Raw genomic sequence first — 16,611 nt, 5'->3', positions numbered from 1 at the left:
CGAACGAGTAGCCTCAGGACGTGACCGAATCGCCGGAGGACCGCACTGCCAAGTGGCTGGTCGGCGATCGTCTGTCGTGCGTGCTGCACCTCGGCGACGGCTCGTTGGCCTACCGCCTCGTCGAGCAGGGCCACGAGGTCGTGGTCGCCGGCGACGACGTCGTCGCGAGCCGCCACCCCGACATCCAGTACGTCCGCAGCGCGGGCGAGCGCCTGCCCTTCGTCGGCGACGCCTTCGACGCGGTCGTCGTGCCCGAGCTGCGGGAGGCGCCGACGGCGCTGGCCGAGTACGCCCGCGTGCTGCGCCCCGACGGGCTGCTGTCGACCATCTCGCGCCAGCACGACGACTCGATCCCGTGGATGCGCAAGCTGCGCGAGATCACCGGCGCCCGCGACTCGGCCCCGCCGCTCGCCGACACCTTCAGTGCGTCCGGGCTGTTCCACGAGCCCGAGGTGCAGGAGGTCGGCAGCTGGGAGAAGCTCGACCTGCCGGGCCTGATGAGGTTCGCCGAGGCCACCAAGCACCCGTCGGTCGGCGAGTCCGCACTCGCGCAGGTGCGCGAGCTGTTCCTCAGCTACGGCGGGCAGACCGGGTTCCTGCGCCTGCGGCACGAGACGACGTGCGTGCGCGCCCGGGTCGACAAGTCGGCCATGCCGCAGGAGGCCGCGCCGCCCGACACCATGCTGCTCGACTTCCGCTGAGCCCCGGCCGGACGTAAGTCAGTCGACGGGCGGCAGCTCGTCGCGCGAGAACCAGGCCAGGCCCAGGCCGTCGGCGTACCGGTCGCGCCTGACCAGCGGCAGTCCCACGTCGGCCAGGTACGTCTCGAGCTCGTCGAAGGAGTGGCCCGGCAGGGGGTGGTACTCCATGACGAGTCGCCGCACCCCCGCCCAGCGCTCGGGCGGCGAGTTGAGGATGACGTCGTACTCGGCGCCCTCGGCGTCCATCTTCATGATGTCGACGCGGTCGCCGGCCGACGCGAGCACCGAGGCGAGGCCGACGCACGGGACCTCGATGCTGACTGCTCCGGCCTCGCCCAGGTGCAGGACGCCGTTGTGCCCGCTGCCCGCCCCGTTGTCCGCCATCACCAGCACGCCGGCCGACGCCGACACGGCCTCGCGGTGCACCCGGACGCGGTCGGCCAATCCGTTGTCGTCGACGTTGCGCTGCAGGAACGAGCCGGTGGAGGGGGTCGGCTCGAAGGCGTCGACCGTCGCGCCGCTGAACCGGGTGGCGAAGGCGATCGAGAAGCAGCCGATGTGGGCGCCGATGTCGACCAGCGACGGAGCCTCGCCGAGCCCTTGGGCGAACCAGTCCATGCCGTACTCGTCCTCGGCGAACACCTCGTAGACCGGCACCCGGGCGCCCGGGGCGTTGGGACCGGTGATCTGGACGGGGCCGACCCGGTAGACCAGCTCGTCGCCGCCCACGGCGATGCGCCGCAGGACGTCCCACCCGTTGTCGAAGACCGAGAGTGTCTGGCGGGTGCGGAGCAGGGCGAACCGGCCGCGGCGGACGATACTCATGCGGTCTCCTGGAGGGCGTCGTTGCGAGAGGGAGCGGAGTCGTCCGCCTCGCCTCGCACCGACATCAGGAAGGGCAGGGCCAGCAGACACCAGATGTAACGATCCCAGAGCAGAGGAGTGATGAATCCGACGAGGACGTATCCGAAGGCCGGCAGCGCCAGCAGCCGGTAGCGCGACGGGAGCCGCAGGGGCTGCCGCACCACCGAGGCCAGCAGGACGAGGTAGAACGCCAGCCCCGCGACGCCGCCGGAGGCCGCGACCTGCAGGTAGATGTTGTGCGCCTCGAGCGCGTCCGCGAAGCCGACGCCCAGCACGGGGCTGCTCAGGAACCGCTCGACGGCCTCGCGCACGAGCTGCTCGCGCGCCAGGTCGGACGCGCTGGCACTACCACCGCCGACGAACCGGTTGAGGATGTTGTTGCCGACGTCGCCCGAGCTGAGCGTGCGGCCCACGAGGTAGACCGGGACGATGCTCGCGCCGAACAGCAGCAGCCCGCGCTCGACCGAGCGCGAGAGCACCAGGTAGACCGCGACCATCGCCACGGCGACCAGCAGGGCCGCGCGGCTGCCGCTGATCCAGACCCCGTAACCGCACACCCCGGCCGCGGCGAGCACGATCCAACCACTCCACCGCGGCAGCTCCTGCAGCAGGAACGGGATGAGCGTGAGCGCCAGCATCGAGCAGAGCCCGAGGATGTTGGGGTGCCGGGTCAGCCCGATCGCACGCCCCTCGTACGACACCAGACCGCTCGCGACGGCCTGCAGCACGCTGATCGAGTTGCCCAGCACGTAGGCCGCGGCCAGGAGCGTCACGATGTTGCGCCGCGGCCGCCACAGCATGAAGGTCACCGGCAGCATCAGCGCGCCGACCAGCAGCCGCAGCAGGCCGTTGAGGCTCGCCAGCGCGTGGTCGCCGGCGACCGACGTGACCAGGCCGAGGCCCACCACCCCGGCCGCCCCGACCAGGAACAGGGCCTGGCGCTCGAACCGGCCCGTGACCAGGATCGGCAGCAGCAGGCCGATGCTGAGCACCAGGAAGACGTCGGACATCGTCACGAACGTCAGGGCCGCGACGGGGCGGACGTCGTTCATCGGCGCCAGGACGAAGCCCAGCGCCAGCAGGCCGATCGCGGTGCTCTCGATGCCGAACGTCACCAGCGCGAGCATCAGGACGGCGGCACCCAGCGCGACGACGGCCCCGAAGACCGAGCCGAGCGCCAACGGCAGCAGCAGGGCCAGCACGAGCACCACGACGGCCGGCGCGACCAGCGTCCGTCCGACGCGCGGGACGACCCGCGCAGCGCGTCCGTCAGGACGCTGCAGGGTGCGGGCCGCCGGGAGCACGAGGCGTCCGCTCAGCGGTTGGCGCGACGACCGGACGCGGGACGTCCCTCGCCGCGGACCAGTCGCCCGATCGACAGCTTGGACGGGTCGCCGCCGGTGTCGCCGTACCCGTACCCGTATCCGTAGCCGTATCCGTAGGCGTCGCCGGCCCGACGAGGCGTCCGGTTGAGGATCGTGCCGAACAGGCGTCCGCCGACCGTCTCGATGCGGGCCACCGCCAGGCGCAGCTGCTCGCGCGTGGTCTCGCCGTACCGGACGAGCATCAGCGCACCGTCGACCTCGCGCATCAGGATCGACGCGTCGGCGACCGGCAGCATCGGCGGGGCGTCGATGATGACGACGTCGTACTCGCTGCGCAGCCCGAACAGAAGGTCGCGCATGGCCTGGGTGTCGAGCACCTCGGCGGGGTTGGGCGGGCGCGGCCCGGTGCCGAGGAAGCTGATGCCACTGGTGTGGGTCTGCGTGGCCTCCTCGAGCGTCGTGCGGCCGATCAGCACCGTCATCAGGCCGACGGAGTTCTCGAGCCCCAGCAGCTCGGCGACGTTGGGGTTGCGCATGTCGGCGTCGACCAGCAGCACCGACCGGCCCGACTGCGCCATCGACATCGCCAGGTTGGTCGCGACGAGGGTCTTGCCCTCGTTGGGGACGGCGCTCGAGACCAGGATCGACTCGACCTTGGCGTCGAGGTTGGCGAACTGCAGGTTGGTGCGCAGCACCCTGAACGCCTCGGCGAGGGCGCCGTGCCCCTCGCTGGTGAGGGCCTGCTTCTTGAGCTGGCGGTCGAAGGGCAGCGTGGCCAGCACCGCGCCACCGCTGAGATCCTCGGCCTCTTGGCGCGTCTTGACCGTCCGGTCGAGGAGGTCGCGCAGCACGGCCCCGGCGATGCCGACGAACAGGCTCAGCAGCAGGCCCACCGCCAGGTTGAGCGGCACGTTGGGTGCGACCGGGGTCTGGCTGACGGTGGGCGGCCCGACGATGCGGGCGACGAAGGCCGGCGCCCCGTTGCCCGACGTCGGCTTCTCGAGCCGCGCCACCAGCGAGACGATGCCCTCGGCCTCGGCCTCGGCGATGCGCTGCGCGAGCTCGGGGGTGTCGGCCGTGACGTCGACCTGCAGCGTCTGCGTCGTCGCGATGATCTGGGCCTTGACCTGCCCGGCGAGCTCGTCGCGCGAGACGTCGGTCAGGTTGAGGCGGTCGATGACGTCCTGCAGCAGCGACGGCTCGCGCGCGAGGTCGGCGTACGACGCGAGCCGCTGCGACGCGAAGTAGGCGGCGGTCGGGTCGGCGGACTGCTGACCGATCGGCGAGGTGATGAACAGCTTGGCGCTCGAGCCGTAGACGGGCGACATGCTGAGCACCAGCAGGATCGTGGCCACCGTGCCTGCGACGATCGTGGAGACGCTGAAGACCCAGCGGGTGCGCAGGATGCCCAGGAATTGACGCAGGTCCACGGAGTCCCCATTCAGGAAGAGAAGCTCGAGCTCGGGTGGGTGGCAGGAGTCTATGCGAGCGCGGCGGGGCTGTCCGCCGTCTCGAGCTGATCAACGAGGCACGGCCGCTTTCGTAACCATCGACCTCGACCGACGTTGTTCAGCACACACGTCACGGCCCGTCGGAGGCGCCGTGAGACACGGACCGCGAGGCAACCGCGAGACAAGGTGGGCTCCATGACGACACTCGTGACGGGCGGCGGTGGGTTCATCGGCGGACACCTCGTGGCCGACCTCCTCCGGCAGGGGCACGACGTCCGCTCGGTCGACGTCAAGCCGCTCGACGAGTGGTACCAGGTGCACGACGGTGCCGAGAACGTCGTCGCCGACTGCGCCGACGCGAGCGATGCGCACAAGGCCGCGGTGGGCACCCAGACGATCTACAACCTCGCCGCCGACATGGGCGGCATGGGCTTCATCGAGAACAACAAGGCCGAGTGCATGCTCTCGGTGCTGACCAGCACCAACATGCTCGTCGCGGCGCGCGACGCGGGCACCCAGAACTTCTTCTACAGCAGCTCGGCCTGCGTCTACGCCGGCGACAAGCAGACCGATCCCGACGTCACCGCCCTCAAGGAGTCCGACGCCTACCCGGCCGACCCCGAGGACGGCTACGGCTGGGAGAAGCTGTTCAGCGAGCGCATGGCCCGCCACTTCCGCGAGGACTTCGGCCTGCAGACCCGTGTCGCCCGCTACCACAACGTCTACGGCCCCGAGGGGACGTTCGAGGGCGGACGCGAGAAGGCCCCCGCGGCGCTCTCGCGCAAGATCGCCGAGGCCAAGCTCAGCGGCCACCACACGATCGACGTCTGGGGCGACGGCGAGCAGAGCCGCAGCTTCATGTACATCGACGACTGCGTGCGCGGCACGCAGGAGATCCTCGCCGGCGACAACGTCGAGCCCGTCAACCTGGGCTCGTCCGAGCTGGTCACGATCAACCAGATGATCGGCATCCTCGAGCAGATCGCCGGCATCACGGTCAGCAAGAAGCACGACCTGACCGCGCCGCAGGGAGTCCGCGGGCGCAACAGCGACAACACCTTCTTCCACGACACCTACGGCTGGGAGCCGTCGATCTCGTTGCGCGACGGCCTGGAGAAGACGTACGCCTGGATCTACGACATCCTCGCGGCGCGTGCCTAGCAGCGTGGACTGGGACTGATGGGGCTGCGCGGGGTCGCGTACGCGTCGCGACGCATCCGGCAGTCGTTCACGCACTTCGACAACGGGCCCCAGCTCATCTGGGACACGCTGCGGTCGCGCGAGATGACGTTCCGCACCCGGTCGGGGTTGACGATCCACGCGCCGAACGTCGACGGGGCGCGCTTCCCGGTGTACGAGATCAACGCCGACGACGTCTACCGGCTGGGCGAGCTGCTGAGCGGCCTGCGGCCAGACCTGGTCGCGGTCGACATCGGCGCGCACATCGGCAGCTTCTCGACGGCGGTGTGCGCGGCTGCGCCGGGAGCGACGGTGCACGCCTACGAGGCCTCACCGTCGACGGCCGACTGGCTCGAGCGCAACGTCGCGGCCAACCACCTCGGCGACCGCCTCGTCGTGCACCGCAGGGCCGTCGCCGACCACGACGGCGAGCTCGAGATCGTCGACAACGGGCAGGCCAGCGCCCACAACGGGCTGACCGCGCCCGATGGCTCGGGATCGGTCGTGACGGTGCCGTGCGTGACGTTCGCCGACCTGCACGCCGACGCGGGCGGCGCGATCGACCTGGTCAAGTGCGATGCCGAGGGCGCCGAGTACGGCGTCATCCTGACCAGCGACCCCGCCCACTGGGCGTCGGTGCAGCGGGTCGTCATGGAGTACCACCCCGTCGACGGCCACAGCCTCGACGAGCTGGTGCGCTTCCTCGCCGACGTCGGCCTCGCCCTGGTGCGCCACGAGCCGGCCGACCGGCCCGGCCTCGGCAACGCCTGGTTCGCCCGTCCTCCGGCGCCGGCGGCGTGAGGCCCGGCCGATGACCAGGTTGCCCCCCGCCCTGCAGCCCCTGTGGCCGGCCGCGAAGATCGCCCACCGCGCGGCCAGCCGGACGATGGGGCGCGTGACCCGCGCGCTGCCGGTCGACGCCGCCCACGCCGTGCCGCACGCGGCCACCACCACGTCGCGCGAGACCGCCCGCGTCGAGCCCGAGCACGTCCGGGTGCACCGGTCGGGCGACGGTGAGAGCGTCGTGCGAGACCTGCCGGTGGGCAGCCCGCGAGCCATGCGGTTCTGGGGCGAGGTGCGCCGGCTCGAGGTGCCGGAGCGCTTCGTGCTCGACGTCGACGACGGACGCCTCGTCGGCGACTACGCCGCGACGATCACCCCCGGGGGACGTCTCGACCTGCAGACCAGCCCGTACTTCCGCATCCGCGGGTGGCAGGAGCATCCCGTCTACCTGCGCACGCGGCTGCCCGAGCCCGTGGCGCTGGACGGCACCACCGTCTCGCTGGCCTCGCAGGCGTCCGGACGCAACTACTACCACTCGATCATGGACACGCTCCCGCGCTGGGGCGTGCTGCAGGAGGCCATGCCGGGCGTGCGGCCCGACCACGTCGTCGTCAGCCACCTGACGACGTGGGACCGCCAGCTGATGGCCATGACGGGCCTCGACGAGCTGCCCCTCGTCGAGCCGGTCAAGCACCTGAGCGTCCGCGCCGAGCGGCTGCTCGTGCCGTGCCTCAACAACCAGAGCACCCTGGCGCCCCGGTGGATCACGCAGTGGCTGCGCACCTCGTTGCCACCGAAGGACGTCCGCGGACGGCCGCGCCGGCTCTACGTCACCCGAGGCGCCGCGCCGCGCACGCGCCGGTTCGTGCGCGAGGCCGAGCTGATGCGGCTGCTGGCCCCGCTGGGCTTCGAGCGTCTCGACCCCGGCGCCGTGTCGGTGCAGGAGCAGATCGACCACTTCGCCGCCGCCGAGGTCGTGGTCGCCCCGCACGGCGCTGGGCTGGTCAACCTCACCTTCGCGCCCGAGGGCGTGCGGGTGCTCGAGCTGTTCGCCCCGCGCTACCTCAACCCCGGCTACTGGGCGATCACCGACAACATCGCCGACTCGGTCTACCGCTACCTCGTCGCCGACCCCGTCGAGCCCGACCGTCCCGAGTCCCGCATGCTCAACGTGCAGGACGACATCGACCTCGACCCGCGGGCGGTGCTCGCCGCCGTCGAGGAGCTGCTCGCCGCATGATCACGGAGACCGCCCATGAGTGACCAGACCCGCGCCAACCGGGCGCGCGAGACCGCCAAGCTGCTGATCCGCCGCACCCTGCAGCGCGCCGACCTCGAGATCGGCCGCGGCTCGTACGCCGGACGCCTGGTGCGCACGCTCGAGTCGCGCGGCATCGACACCGTGCTCGACGTCGGCGCCAACGTCGGCCAGTACGCGACCCTGACCCGCAGCGCGGGCTTCACCGGCCGCATCATCAGCTGCGAGCCGCTCAGCGGAGCGTTCGGCGAGCTGACCCGGCGAGCCTCCCGCGACGACGCCTGGACGGCTTTCAACGTCGCGGTCGGTGCCCAGCCCGGCGAGGCCATGATCAACGTCGCCGCCAACTCGTTCTCGTCGTCGATCCGCGGCATGACCGACGCCCACCTGCGCACGGCCCCTGGCTCGCGCTTCGTGGCGTCCGAGACCGTCCCGGTCACGACCGTCGCCGAGATCGCTGCGGCGCACGGCGTCGACCCGGCCCGCACCCTGCTGAAGATCGACACGCAGGGCTTCGAGGGCGAGGTGCTGCAAGGTGCCGGCGCGCTGGTCGGCGAGCTCGCCGCCGTCCAGCTCGAGCTGTCGTTCGTCGAGCTCTACGACGGCCAGCTCCTGTTCGACGAGCTGGTCGGCGCGATGGCCCGCGACGGCTACCGCATCCAGCAGCTCGAGCCCGGCATCTCCGACCCGGACGGGCGGATGCTGCAGGTCGACGGCCTGTTCGTGCGCCTCGCCGACGACTGAGGACGGCTCAGAGCGTCAGCACCAACGGGGCAGCCAGCTCGTGACGACGGGCCCAGCGGTCGGATGCGACCAGCTCGGCGACGCGAGCGAAGACCAGCGTGTGCACGAGGTCGTCGTCCGCTTCGTCGACGGACGCGAGATCGATCTGCACCGCCACCGACTCGTTGCCGTCGCGAGGACGAAGGGCGAGGTTCAGCAGCTGGCCCTCCGCCCACACCGAGACGACGTCGGCCCGACCAGCCGTCGCCGCCGCGCCGGGGGCGGCGTCGCCAAGGGGCCAGTAGGCGCCGACCGAACCGTCACCCGAGCCGACGGCCGGGGACTCGTCCCATTGGAGCGCCTGCGCCCTCGCGATCCGCTCCACGTGCCGCTCGTCCATCAGGGAAGGCTCTCGTTGACCCCGGGAGGGCACTGGTCGTAGCCCTTGCAGTATGCGGTGACGACCCCAAGCTTGTAGTTGTCCGGTGAGGCCGACGACGGCTTGCGGTCCTCGATCACCTCGACGGCCAGGATGCCGACGTCGTTGACCTCGTATCGCAGGCCGTACAGGAAGCAACTGTTTCCTTGCGAGACGCCTGCCGCGTTGTTCACGATGACGGTTCCGATGGACTGTTCGTCCAGTCCGTGGTCCTGCAGCGCATGGAGGTACCCGAACGCGCTGCTGCCGGTCCGTCCTTGGCGAAGGCCCACGGAATGACCACGGTTCCCGTTGTCGTGATACGTCGACAGGCAGTTGAACGCACGCTTGGCGGCCGGGTAGCTGGTCGTGCCGGAGGGGCACGCGTGCTCCACCGGACGTACGAGACCTGCTGCCGCGGCTACCTTGGACGAGGTCCCAGGGTCGGGTTCGTAAGGGACCCACGTTCCTCCCGGGGGCAGCGTCGCGACACTCTGCGCGCTGGTCGACCCGGTAGAACCGGGGTCAGGCGAGACGGCACCTGCGCTGGTGGCGGGCGCCGACGCGAGCACGGCCGCTGCTGCAGCCGAGACCAGCCATCCGCGCTTCTTGCTGAGAACTGACATGTTCGACCTCTCTCGACGAGAACGCCTTCATCTTCAGTCGAACACTCCGGTCGCCACGTGTCCAGAACCTGACGAGCGGGCTGCGCGACGTCGAACAAGTACGCGCCTCGAGAGGTGGCTCCGCCGCAGCGCTGCGTCAGCATCCCGGGGCGGTGCGGCAGCGTCCACCTGGCGCAGAATCCTGGACGCCAGCGCACCGCCCGGGCGGGTTGAGGCTCAGACGCGCCGCAGCCACAGGGACGACGGCGGGTTGGGGTCGTCGGCGACGGGAACGTAGTCGGCGAACAGGCCGGTCAGCACCGACTCGTCGGTGTGCCGGATCATCGGCGTCGACAGCAGCACGCGGTACGCCGAGCTGTGGGCGAGGAAGATCTGCACGACCATGGCCTCGTTCCAGTAGACCGGCCAGCGCTCGCCGAACAGCCACGTGTCGGCCGGGTAGGGGCCGTTGAACGGGAAGTGCACGTCGTGGATGTGCACGATCACACCGGGCTTGAGCCGCGGCAGCACCTCGAGGAACAAGAACGCGACGTCGCTGTCGATCTTGAGCGCGTGCGAGGAGTCGATGAACAGCACGTCGCCGGCCTCGAGCGCCTCGAACGTCGACAGCGGCACGTCCTGAACGAAGCCCTCGACCAGCTCGAAGTTGTCGAGCGTCCGCAGGGCGTCGAACGGGTACGGCTCGACGCACGTGATCTGCAGGAGCGAGCCGTCGGCGGCGTTGCGCGCGGCCGCGAGCGAGGCGTAGTAGGTCGAGAGGCCGGAGCCGATCTCGAGGTAGCGGGCCGGCTTGTGCTCGCGCAGCATGAAGTAGAGCGTGCGGGCGTCGAGGTGCGGGTACCCAGGCCCGAAGCCCTGGCGGGTGTTGGCCAGGTAGTCGCCGGTCGCCGCGACGAACTCGGCGTCCCAGCGACCCGCCAGCTCGCGCAGCGTCGAGGTCATCGCCGGGACGTCGAGGTCGATGCCGACCAAGGCGCTCGGGCGGTCCCAGCGCGCTCGGGTCTGCTCGATCTCGGCGAGCACGGGCAGCGTCGAGTAGTAGTCGTCCTTCTTGACGATGTTGAAGCCGAGGCGTCCGAAGAGGCGTTGGATCGCTCGGATGCGTGCCCGACGCAGGCGGAAGACCGCGCTGTCCAGCGCCTCGACGACGGGTCGGGGAAGGATCCGGGCGGCACGCTGCTTCGCCGAGGCGGGAGCAGGGGAGGTCGTGGCCGGGGCGTCGACGGTCGGGATGCGCGGTGACGAGTTCATGCGATGGTCCTCAGGTGCGTCTGCGTGGCTGCCCACGACTGGATGTCCGCGGCGAGCGCGGTGCCGATGTGGCGGTGCATCTCGGGCGAGTAGTGGAAGCCGTCGGGGATCGCGACGTCGACCTCACCGCCGGCGTGGCGGTCGACCAGGTCGGCCACGCGGAAGTAGCGGACGTGGTCGAGGCCGATGTCGGCGACCATGCGCTCGAGCGTCCGGTTCATGACCTCGATGCGCCGCGTCATCCCCGGGAACCAGCTCTGGAAGCGGGTGCCGGGCGGCAGCAGCTCGAACACGTAGACCAGCGGGCTGCCGACCTTCTGGACGTGGTCGATGTACGTGCGCAGGTCGGCCGCGACCTGCCGGGGGCGTCCGCGGCGCAGCGTCGGGTCGAGCACCGTGTCGAGCCGGGCCTGTGCCTGCGCGAGCGCCTTCCACACCGGACGCAGCACCAGCCTGCGGTACAGCGCCGACGACCGGGTCGGCCGCGCCTTGAGGCTGTTGGCGTGCACCTCCAGCCAGCGCGGCAGGAACAGGTGGATGGTCTCGTAGTGCCCGTAGACCAGCACGATGACGTCGGGCGAGAAGCCCAGCACCTCGGCCTGCCACGTGCGCAGGATCGTCGACGACCGCTCGGACGTCATGGTGCTGGTGCGCAGGTCGACCGGGCGACCGCTCGCGAGCAGCTGCTCCTCGACGACCCGCGCGAAGATGAAGTCGTCGCGGGGACCACCCATGAACGACACCCAGTTGACGGTGGACGCCCCCTTGACGAGCACCCGCAGCGGGAGCGGAAGGGCAGGGGCTGGATCGGGTGACATCTACGTTCTCCTGACGGCGATGACGCGGTTTCGCGGCGTTCGGAGGATGGCTGACAGTATGCTCCAAAGGTGACGGAGGAGGTCGACGAATCCGCGGCGCGTGGACGTCCGATGCGCGACCGGTTCACCTTCCTGCTCATCGTCGGCGCGACCTTCGGCCTGCAGCTGCTGACGCTCGTCACGGGCATCGTGATGGCGCGCCTGCTGGGCGTCGACGGTCGCGGACTCATCGCGCTGGTCATCGCGGTGGCCCTGTTCGCCTCGCAGCTCACCCTCGGCGGCAGCCTCCCCGCGGCGCTGACCAAGCTCGTGGCCGAGCGCCGCACCACCGCCCGCGACGGCCTGGCTCCGCTCGCGCGGCGGCGCGGCTGGATCGTCGTCGTGCCGTGCCTCGTGGCCGGAGCGCTGACGCCGGTGCTGCACGACTCCACGGGCGCGTCCGACGCCGTGGCCGCCGCGGTCGTCGTCGCGGTCGTGACGTTCCAGACCATCGCGTTCCAGCTGATCGCCGGCTGCCTGCAGGGCGAGGGACGACTCGTGCGGATGGCGTGGGTCGCGCTCGCCCCGCAGGGCATGTTCGCCATCGTGCTGGTCGTCGTCGCGAGCGCCGGTTGGACGTGGAGCGCGTACGACGTGCTGGCGGCGTACGTCGTGACCGGGCTGCTGAGCACGTGGTTCGCCTACCTGTCGCTGCTGCCGGCTCGCGGCGGTGACGAGGTCGCGATCCCCGAGTCGCAGGTGTGGTCGGAGGCCCGCGCCAACTACGTCGGCAGCGTGCGTCCCCTCGACGGGCTCGGCCTCGACCGCATCCTGGTCGGCGCCCTGCTCGGCACGGTGTCGCTGGGCCTGTTCGCGACGGCGTTGGCGGTGTCGAACCTGTGCCGCCTGGTCAGCAACGCGGTGCGGGTCATCGTGCTGCCGCGCGTCGCGATGCACCAGGACGACCCGAGCGCCCAGCGGGCTGTCGTGCGGCGCTGGGTCGGCATCACGGTCGTGCTGGCGGCGGTGATCGTGGCCGTGCTCGAGATCGTCGTCGAGCCCGTGATCCGGCACGCGTTCGGCCGGGAGTTCGTGGCAGCCGTCGACTGCGCCCGCTGGCTCATCGTGGCCGACGGGCTGCTGGCCGTCCGCAGCGTCATGATCGCCGCGATGCAGGGCCAGGGCCGCGGCGGCACCGCGTCGTGGGTCGAGCTGGCCCTGCTGCCGGTGCTGCTGGTCGGCATCGTCGTGGCGGCGCAGGCCGACAGCCTCGTGGGCGTGGGTGTCACGCTGGCGGCCGTCGGCCTGCTCAGCTGCGTGGCGCTGGGGTGGTGCGTGGCGCGGGGCCCGCGGACGTCGGGACGTCACGTCAGCTCGTGAGCCCTCCGTCGACCACGATGACCTGCCCCGTCAGGTAGTCGTTGCGCGGATCGGTCAGGAACTGGCAGACGCGGGCGATGTCGCCCGGGTCGCCGAGCCGGCCCGCGGGGGTGCGACGGACGATCTGGTCCATCTGCCCCTCGTCGAGCCCGTGGCTCATCTCGGTGCGCAAATAGCCGGGCGCGATGCCGTTGACCGTGATGCCGCGCGAGCCCAGCTCGCGAGCCATCGAGCGGGTCAAGCCGTCGAGGGCCGCCTTCGTCGCGCTGTAGACGCCGAGCCCGCGGTAGCCCGAGCGGCCGACGATCGACGAGATGTTGACGATGCTGCCAGAGCGCCGGGCGAGCATGCGCCGGCTCACGAGCCGCGACACGTAGAGGGTTCCCTTGATGTTGAGGTCGACGACGACGTCGATGTCGTCGTCGGACGCCATGGCCAGGATGCCGTCGCGGGCGACGCCGGCGTTGTTGATCAGCACGTCGACGTGGTCCCACCGCTCGATCACCGCGTCGACGAAGGTCTTGGCGTCGTCCGAGCGCGACAGGTCGGCCGGGACGAACAGGAAGTGGTCAGGGTGCGAGGCGAGCCAGCCCTCGACCTCGGTCGTCGACGACCGTGCGCAGCCGGCGACCCGGTCGCCCGACGCGAGGTACGACTCGACGATGCCGGCACCCAGCCCGCGGCTGCCTCCCGTCACGACGACGACACGGGGCTCAGCAGGAGCGACGGCGGCAGGCTCGGCACGGACGGTCTCGGTGGTCACTGGGTCTGTCTCCTGACGATCTTGCCGCCCAGGGTGTCGAGGGTCTCGACGAAGCGGATGCTGCGGGGACGCGCGGCCGACGGGAGGTCGGCGCACGCGGCGCGGAGGGCGAGCTTGAGCGCGTCGAGGTCGGCGCCCGGCGTCGGGACGACCTCGAGCGCCACGATCGCGCCCGTCATCGCGTTGGGACGTCCGTGGACGCGCGCCAGGTCGACGCCCGGCACCGCCGCGACCCGCTCCTCGACCGGCAACGGGTGCACCTTGACGCCGCCGACGTTGATGACGTCGCTCGACCGCCCGCGGAACAGCACGCGGTCGCCGACGACCTCGACGAGGTCGCCCGTCGGCCGCCAGCCGTCGGCGTCGACGGGCGGCTCGCCGTGGTAGCCGAGCATGCCGGTGCGCGACCGCACCCACAGCTCGCCGTCGACGACGCGCAGGTCGACCGGTGCCTGCTCGCCCCGATCGAGCACGTCGACCGACAGGCCGGGACGCCCGTCGCGCACCGAGCCCGTCGACCCGAACTCCGAGGCCGCGTAGACCTGCGAGACGGCGGCGCCGGCGAAGGTCTCGCGCAGCACGCCGAGCAACGGGCCGGGGATCGCCTCGCCCCCGAGGGTCACCTGCTGCAGGGGCGGGACGGGCCCGCCGTCGGCGCGCAGCTCGGCCACCACGAACCGCCAGTACGTGGGGGTGGCGCTGGCGTGCGTCACCCCGAGCCGCCGCATGGCTTCCAAGCCCTCGGCCGGGCGTCGTGGCGCCGGCGCGACCAGCGTCGCACCCGCCGCGAACACGTGCAGCAGCACCTGCAGACCCGCGAACTGGTGCAGGCCGTAGGCCAGCAGCCACCGCTGCCCCTCCCCTGTCGAGACGTGCGACGCGCCGCCGGCCAGGCGGGTCCAGTCGTGGCGCACGCCCCGGGGCGCGCCCGTCGTGCCGGTGGTCAGCACCAGGTGCGGCCGCACGTCGGCGACCGGCGGGCGCCGGCACGGCACGTCGCCGTCGAGCATCTCGGACGTCCGCACGATGCGGGCGCCGAGCCCGGCGAGATCGTCGCGGTCGGTCACGAGCACGTCGTGGTCGAACGACGCCAGCAGGCGACCGATCTCGTCGGGCTCGGCCGGTGGGTACTGCGTCACCTCGACGCCCGCGACCGAGGCCCCTGCGAGCAGCGGGACGATGACGGGTGCCTCGTGATCGACGACGGCCAGCCGCGTGACGCCGGCCCGGGTGAGCGCCGCGGCCACGCGCCACGCGTCGTCCACCACGTCGCGGTACGAGCGGGAGACCGCGTGCGTGACGACCGCCGGCCGGTCGGGATCCTCGTCCGCGACCCGCTCGAGCAGCTCGATCACGGCTGGCTCAGGCGCCCGACGCCGCGTAGAACGCCTGGATCTCGCCGAGCGTCTGCGGCATCTCGCCGGTCGAGTAGGGATCGCTGCCGTGGACGTCCTCGAGCGTCGCCGACAGCTCGGCGGTCTCGAGCGAGTCGAGCCCGGCCCCGCCGGCGTACAGCGGGGTGTCGGCGGAGAAGCCCTCGGGCAGCTTGGCGGTCAGGGTGAGGAAGTCCACCACGGTGCGCTGGACGTCTTCGGGGGCGGTGCTCATGACGCGGTGATCTCCTCGTGGTCGGTGGGGCTGGCCGCCCCTGCGGTGGTCAACGAGGCAGCACCTCGCTGGTCACGAGACGGATGAACGCGCCGGAGCCTTGGTGGCCGAGACGAGCCCGTAGCCGAACGTGCCGTCGCGCCAGAACGCCTCGAGCAGGTCGCACGACCGGACGAACGCGTCGTGACCGGCGGCGCCGATCAGCGCGACCACCTCGTCGCGGTGGGCGTCGGCGTTGGCGCGCCAGCGGTCGAACGTCGGCAGCGTGGCGGACGTCAGGTCGTCGCTGCGGTCGACGTCGAGCCCGTGGGCGGACGCGAGCGCGGCGAAGCCCTCGAGCGATGCGAAGTGCGCGTCGCCGAAGGCCTCGCGCAGCACCGCGAAGTCGGCGCGGCGCTCGCGCACCTCGGCAAAGCCGATCTCGCGGTGCCCGACCAGGTCGCACAGCACCATGCGTCCGCCGGGTCGCAGCACCCGCGCGCACTCCGCCACCAGGGCGTCCTTGTCGCGCATCAGGTGGGCCGACTCCATGACCCAGACGCGGTCGAACGAGGCGTCGTCGAAGCCGTTGTCGGTGCCGTCGCGCTGCTCGAACGTGACGGCGCCGACGGCTGCCTCGGCCGTACGGGCCCTCGCCGTGTCGACGCCCACCGCGCTCGTCGTGATGCCGACGACCTCGACGCCGAAGCCGGCCGCGATCGTGCGGGCGGGGGCACCCGAGCCGCAACCGACGTCGAGCACGCGCAGGCCGGGCCGCAGGTCGGCGGCGTCGATCATGCGGCTCGTCAGCGCAGCGGTCCCGACGTCCAGCGGCTCGTCGCCGTGCTCGAACACCCCGTAGTGCAGCTCGTCGCCGAGCAGCAGCTGCCACGCGGCCATGACGCGGTCGTAGTGCGCGGCCGGCTCGTGCGTGTCGGTGCTCATCGGGCATCCTCCCGGGTGCCGACCCTGCGCGCCGGCGACCCCATCACGACGGCGTTCTCGGGCACGTCCGACAGCACGACGGAGTTGGCGCCGACCATCGCGCCACGGCCGATCGTGACGCCGCCGACGAGGACGGCGTTGGCACCGATCAGCACCCCGTCGCCGATCGTGGCGAACTCCTGCTCGCGTCCGGGCACGGCGTCGTAGTGGCGGGCCGCGCACGTCACGCCGCCGGCGAACGTCACGTCGTCGCCGATCACCAGACCGAAGCCGATCGTCACGCCCACGGGGTGGGCCAGCATGAACCCGCGACCGACCTGCATGCCGGCACCGAAGTCGGCGCCGACGAGCACGTTGCCGAGGGTGCGCAACGAGTGCGCCGCCGTGACGTGACCCGCCCTGAACAGGCACTGCTGCGACCGCAGCACGAGCGAGGCCAGCAGCCCCGGCACGCTCGGGATGCGCAGCAGCACGTGCAGCCAGCTCTGCCGGCCGCCGGGGCGGTAGCGGGCATAGTCGGAGAACACCAGGTCGCGGAAGCTCGGCTCGTCGGCGGCCAC

General features: G+C 71.6%; 18 protein-coding genes. 6 read left to right on the top strand and 12 right to left on the bottom strand.

The features are described 5' to 3' along the window. Positions 1-20: 20 nt before the first annotated feature. Positions 21-701 carry a class I SAM-dependent methyltransferase gene (locus DX116_RS07780; protein ID WP_119703548.1) on the top strand — a complete coding sequence of 227 codons (681 nt, stop codon included), beginning with the start codon at positions 21-23 and terminating at the stop codon, positions 699-701. Positions 702-719: 18 nt separating this feature from the next. Here the strand turns inward: DX116_RS07780 and DX116_RS07775 are convergent, their stop codons facing one another. Genes DX116_RS07775 through DX116_RS07765 form a run of 3 tightly spaced genes read right to left on the bottom strand, consistent with a single transcriptional unit; the run spans position 720 to position 4,320 of the window. Beyond that, positions 720-1,526, bottom strand: a complete 807-nt coding sequence (locus DX116_RS07775; protein WP_119703547.1) for an FkbM family methyltransferase — start codon at positions 1,524-1,526, stop codon at positions 720-722. Further along, a complete protein-coding gene (locus DX116_RS07770) occupies positions 1,523-2,869 on the bottom strand; it encodes an O-antigen ligase family protein (protein WP_119703546.1) in 1,347 nt (448 codons plus the stop codon). The genes DX116_RS07775 and DX116_RS07770 overlap by 4 nt, the downstream gene beginning before the upstream one ends. 11 nt (positions 2,870-2,880) lie before the next feature. Further along, positions 2,881-4,320 (bottom strand): polysaccharide biosynthesis tyrosine autokinase, encoded by a 1,440-nt coding sequence (locus DX116_RS07765; protein ID WP_119703545.1) that lies wholly within the window; start codon positions 4,318-4,320, stop codon positions 2,881-2,883. 216 nt (positions 4,321-4,536) lie between these two features. Between DX116_RS07765 and DX116_RS07760 the strand changes: the two genes are divergently transcribed. Genes DX116_RS07760 through DX116_RS07745 form a run of 4 tightly spaced genes read left to right on the top strand, consistent with a single transcriptional unit; the run spans position 4,537 to position 8,305 of the window. Continuing rightward, positions 4,537-5,502: an NAD-dependent epimerase/dehydratase family protein gene (locus DX116_RS07760; RefSeq protein WP_119703544.1), complete on the top strand. Its 966-nt coding sequence runs from the start codon at positions 4,537-4,539 to the stop codon at positions 5,500-5,502. Between the two features lie 18 nt (positions 5,503-5,520). Then, positions 5,521-6,321, top strand: coding sequence for an FkbM family methyltransferase (locus DX116_RS07755; protein ID WP_119703543.1), 801 nt, complete (start codon positions 5,521-5,523; stop codon positions 6,319-6,321). 10 nt (positions 6,322-6,331) lie between these two features. Beyond that, positions 6,332-7,543 (top strand): glycosyltransferase family 61 protein, encoded by a 1,212-nt coding sequence (locus DX116_RS07750; RefSeq protein WP_119703542.1) that lies wholly within the window; start codon positions 6,332-6,334, stop codon positions 7,541-7,543. A 15-nt stretch (positions 7,544-7,558) separates the two neighbouring features. Next, positions 7,559-8,305, top strand: coding sequence for an FkbM family methyltransferase (locus tag DX116_RS07745; RefSeq protein ID WP_119703541.1), 747 nt, complete (start codon positions 7,559-7,561; stop codon positions 8,303-8,305). A gap of 7 nt (positions 8,306-8,312) precedes the next feature. On the opposite strand, the gene DX116_RS07740 is transcribed toward DX116_RS07745, so the two are convergent. The 4 genes from DX116_RS07740 to DX116_RS07725 all read right to left on the bottom strand — a co-directional run bounded on the left by DX116_RS07740 (position 8,313) and on the right by DX116_RS07725 (position 11,397). After that, entirely contained in the window at positions 8,313-8,684 is a 372-nt protein-coding gene (locus tag DX116_RS07740) for a hypothetical protein (protein ID WP_119703540.1), read from the bottom strand. Next, positions 8,684-9,097, bottom strand: a complete 414-nt coding sequence (locus tag DX116_RS07735) for a hypothetical protein (protein ID WP_119703539.1) — start codon at positions 9,095-9,097, stop codon at positions 8,684-8,686. The genes DX116_RS07740 and DX116_RS07735 overlap by 1 nt, the downstream gene beginning before the upstream one ends. Positions 9,098-9,544: 447 nt before the next feature. Beyond that, positions 9,545-10,579, bottom strand: a complete 1,035-nt coding sequence (locus DX116_RS07730) for a class I SAM-dependent methyltransferase (RefSeq protein WP_119703538.1) — start codon at positions 10,577-10,579, stop codon at positions 9,545-9,547. Beyond that, positions 10,576-11,397 carry an SGNH/GDSL hydrolase family protein gene (locus tag DX116_RS07725; protein WP_147393616.1) on the bottom strand — a complete coding sequence of 274 codons (822 nt, stop codon included), beginning with the start codon at positions 11,395-11,397 and terminating at the stop codon, positions 10,576-10,578. Before DX116_RS07725 ends, DX116_RS07730 begins: the two co-directional genes overlap by 4 nt. A 69-nt stretch (positions 11,398-11,466) precedes the next feature. Between DX116_RS07725 and DX116_RS07720 the strand changes: the two genes are divergently transcribed. Further along, positions 11,467-12,756 carry a lipopolysaccharide biosynthesis protein gene (locus DX116_RS07720; RefSeq protein WP_119703536.1) on the top strand — a complete coding sequence of 430 codons (1,290 nt, stop codon included), beginning with the start codon at positions 11,467-11,469 and terminating at the stop codon, positions 12,754-12,756. Here DX116_RS07720 and DX116_RS07715 read toward each other — a convergent pair. From DX116_RS07715 to DX116_RS20480, 5 genes are all read right to left on the bottom strand, one after another. Continuing rightward, positions 12,746-13,519: an SDR family NAD(P)-dependent oxidoreductase gene (locus DX116_RS07715; protein WP_119703535.1), complete on the bottom strand. Its 774-nt coding sequence runs from the start codon at positions 13,517-13,519 to the stop codon at positions 12,746-12,748. The two genes, DX116_RS07720 and DX116_RS07715, sit on opposite strands and share 11 nt — an antisense overlap. After that, a complete protein-coding gene (locus tag DX116_RS07710) occupies positions 13,516-14,874 on the bottom strand; it encodes a class I adenylate-forming enzyme family protein (RefSeq protein WP_119703534.1) in 1,359 nt (452 codons plus the stop codon). Before DX116_RS07710 ends, DX116_RS07715 begins: the two co-directional genes overlap by 4 nt. A 7-nt stretch (positions 14,875-14,881) precedes the next feature. Continuing rightward, the gene (locus DX116_RS07705; protein WP_119703533.1) at positions 14,882-15,127 is read right to left on the bottom strand and encodes an acyl carrier protein; all 246 of its coding nucleotides are present in this window, start codon (positions 15,125-15,127) and stop codon (positions 14,882-14,884) included. A gap of 72 nt (positions 15,128-15,199) precedes the next feature. Further along, on the bottom strand, positions 15,200-16,051 hold the full coding sequence (locus DX116_RS07700) for an SAM-dependent methyltransferase (RefSeq protein WP_119703532.1): 852 nt from the start codon (positions 16,049-16,051) through the stop codon (positions 15,200-15,202). Continuing rightward, positions 16,048-16,611 (bottom strand): serine O-acetyltransferase, encoded by a 564-nt coding sequence (locus DX116_RS20480; protein ID WP_325048609.1) that lies wholly within the window; start codon positions 16,609-16,611, stop codon positions 16,048-16,050. Before DX116_RS20480 ends, DX116_RS07700 begins: the two co-directional genes overlap by 4 nt.

This window comes from Aeromicrobium endophyticum, assembly GCF_003586285.1.
GTDB classification, from domain to species: Bacteria; Actinomycetota; Actinomycetes; order Propionibacteriales; family Nocardioidaceae; genus Aeromicrobium; species Aeromicrobium endophyticum.
This window is presented reverse-complemented; position numbering and strand designations above follow the sequence as displayed.

Excerpts from the sequence above, each read along its gene's own strand:
- DX116_RS07775 (WP_119703547.1), bottom strand. The coding sequence starts at position 1,526 with ATGAGTATCGTCCGCCGCGGCCGGTTCGCCCTGCTCCGCACCCGCCAG.
- DX116_RS07760 (WP_119703544.1), top strand. The coding sequence starts at position 4,537 with ATGACGACACTCGTGACGGGCGGCGGTGGGTTCATCGGCGGACACCTC.
- DX116_RS07755 (WP_119703543.1), top strand. The coding sequence starts at position 5,521 with ATGGGGCTGCGCGGGGTCGCGTACGCGTCGCGACGCATCCGGCAGTCG.
- DX116_RS07750 (WP_119703542.1), top strand. The coding sequence starts at position 6,332 with ATGACCAGGTTGCCCCCCGCCCTGCAGCCCCTGTGGCCGGCCGCGAAG.
- DX116_RS07745 (WP_119703541.1), top strand. The coding sequence starts at position 7,559 with ATGAGTGACCAGACCCGCGCCAACCGGGCGCGCGAGACCGCCAAGCTG.
- DX116_RS07740 (WP_119703540.1), bottom strand. The coding sequence starts at position 8,684 with ATGGACGAGCGGCACGTGGAGCGGATCGCGAGGGCGCAGGCGCTCCAA.
- DX116_RS07730 (WP_119703538.1), bottom strand. The coding sequence starts at position 10,579 with ATGAACTCGTCACCGCGCATCCCGACCGTCGACGCCCCGGCCACGACC.
- DX116_RS07725 (WP_147393616.1), bottom strand. The coding sequence starts at position 11,397 with ATGTCACCCGATCCAGCCCCTGCCCTTCCGCTCCCGCTGCGGGTGCTC.
- DX116_RS07705 (WP_119703533.1), bottom strand. The coding sequence starts at position 15,127 with ATGAGCACCGCCCCCGAAGACGTCCAGCGCACCGTGGTGGACTTCCTC.
- DX116_RS07700 (WP_119703532.1), bottom strand. The coding sequence starts at position 16,051 with ATGAGCACCGACACGCACGAGCCGGCCGCGCACTACGACCGCGTCATG.